Source organism: Pseudomonas reinekei (genome assembly GCF_001945365.1).
In the GTDB taxonomy this organism is placed as follows: Bacteria; Pseudomonadota; Gammaproteobacteria; order Pseudomonadales; family Pseudomonadaceae; genus Aquipseudomonas; species Aquipseudomonas reinekei.
On the sequence record NZ_MSTQ01000041.1, the window covers coordinates 1 to 2516 of the forward strand.

General features: G+C 63.8%; 1 protein-coding gene. It reads left to right on the plus strand.

What is annotated here, in order from left to right; translation table 11 throughout:
- Positions 1 to 2516 (plus strand): DUF6531 domain-containing protein (locus tag BVK86_RS28815; protein ID WP_139315819.1); only part of this gene is annotated, 2516 nt, incomplete at both ends.

Consider the following 2516-nt stretch of genomic DNA (forward strand, 5'->3'; position numbering starts at 1 on the left):
AAAAACCCCAACGGCGACAGCGCCGATTCCGCCGAGCGCACTGCCACCCACGGCTGCCCGGTGTCGCTGGTCACCGGCGAAGAACTGCTGACCCTGACCGATGGTTTTCTGGATGGTGTGCTGCCATTCGACTTCACCCGGCTCTATCGCACCAGTGCCGTCGAACTCGACAGTGGGCTCGGATTTGGCTGGAGCCATTCGCTGGCGCAGCGCCTGGAAATCGATGGCGACAGCGTGGTGTGGATCGACGCGGAAAACCGGCGCACGCCGTTTCCGTTGCCGAGCGTGGCGCGCCCGGCGATTCACAACAGTTTGTCGCGGGCGGCGATTTATCGGGGGGATGAGCCGGACGAACTGATCGTCGCGCTGGCGGGTGAGTCGGCGCGGTTTTATCACTTTTTTGATGGGCGCTTGAGCGCGATCAGCGACGCCTATGGCAACCGTCTGACCGTGCAGCGCGATTTTTCCGGGTGCATTCAGCGTCTGGACAACGGTGCTGGGCGTTGCTTGTTTTTACGCTACGACCGTCAGCATTTGATCGCTGTCGACTATCAGCGCATTCACCCCGATGACCAGGACTGGCGCACCGAACAGACGCTGGTGACCTACCGCTACGACGCCCGCTGGCGGCTGATCGAAGCCACCAACGCGGCGGGCGAAAGCGAGCGCTACGACTACGACGAGCAGCACGTCATCCTGCAGCGGCAACTGGCCGGTGGCGCGAGTTTTTACTGGGAGTGGCAACGGTCGGGTAAAGCGGTGCGCTGCGCTCGGCACTTGGCGTCGTTTGCGCAGATGGACACGCGCTACACGTGGGACGACGACGGTGGTGTGCAGCTCAAACATGCCGACGGTAGCGAAGAAAGCTACGTCCACGACGACCGCGCGCGACTGGTGCGGCGGGTCGCGGCCGACGGTGGCGAACAGCGCAAGGCCTATGACGATCAGGGCCGCTTGGTCGCCGAGCAGGACGCCCTCGGCGCCGTCACCGAATACCGCTACGACGAGCTCGGACGGCTCATCGCGCTGATTCCACCGGAAGGCGAGCCAACGTCCTACGAGTACCGCAACGGTTTCCTGCACGCCCGTTATCGCGGCCAGGCCAAGTGGACCTACCAACGCAATGCCCAAGGCGACGTGACCTGGCTGATCGACCCTGACGGCCAGAACACCTATCACGAGTACGACGCCCAAGGTCGGCTGCTGGCGATCCGTTATCCGGATCACAGCCGCCATCTGTTCGAGTGGAACGGCCTCGGCCAGTTGCTCGCGGAAACCTTGCCCGACGGCGGACGGCGGCAGTTTTCCTACGATGCGTTGGGGCGACGGACGACAGTTCAGGACGAACACGGCGCGGTCACTGGTTATGAGTGGGATGCGCTTGGCCGACTGCTGCAGACGACCTTTCCGACGGGGGCCCGTCGCCGTTTCAGCTACAACGCCTACGGCCAGATCATCACCGAGCGTGATGAACTCGATCGCGTCACGCGCTATGAATACGCCGACGATCTGCACCTGGTCAGCCGGCGGATCAACCCCGACGGCAGCGAGCTCAAGTACCGCTACGACCACGCTCAACTGTTGCTCACCGAGATCGAAAACGAAGTCGGTGAGCGCTATCGGCTGGACTACACGCCCAGCGGCTTGATCCGTCAGGAAACCGGCTTCGACGGCCGGCGCACGGCGTATGCCTACGACCTCAACGGCCAGTTGCTGGAAAAAACCGAGTTCGGCGATGACGGCTCGCAGCTCGTCAGCGCTTATCAGCGCGACAGTGCCGGCCGGTTATTGGTCAAAACCCTGCCGGACCGCAGCAAGGTCGAGTATCGCTACGACGGGCTGGGGCGGCTGGTCAGTGTCGACGACGGGCAGGACCACCCGCTGGAGTTCGAGTACGACCACCACGACCGGCTGATCACCGAGCATCAGGGCTGGGGCACGTTGCGGTACGGCTATGACGCCTGCGGCCAGCTCCAGCACTTACGGCTGCCGGACAACAGCCGTCTTGAATATCACCGCGCGCAAGGTGGGGCGCTGACAGCGATCGACCTCAACGGTTCGCGCCTGAGTAATCATCAATTTGAATTTGGAAGGGAGCGCCAGCGCCAACAAGGCCTGCTGCACAGCGACTTTGCCTACGACGAGCAGGGCCGTTTGCACGCCCACGCCGTCCGGCAAGCCGAGCGTCCGCTGTACCGCCGCGATTATGCCTACAGCGCCAACGGCAACCTCGCACAGGTCAACGACACCCGTCACGGCGAACGCCGCTACCAGTACGACCCGCTCGACCGCCTGACCGGTGTTCGCCACGCCCGCGATCAAGACCCGGAAAACTTCAGCCACGACCCGGCCGGCAACCTGCTGATCCACGACCGCCCCGGCCCCTGGCACCTCAAGGGCAACCGCCTGCTGCGCCACGCCGACCGGCATTACGACTACGACGCCTACGGCAACCTGATCCGCGAACGCCGCGGCGAAAACGTCACCGAATATCGCTACGACAGCCAGCACCGCCT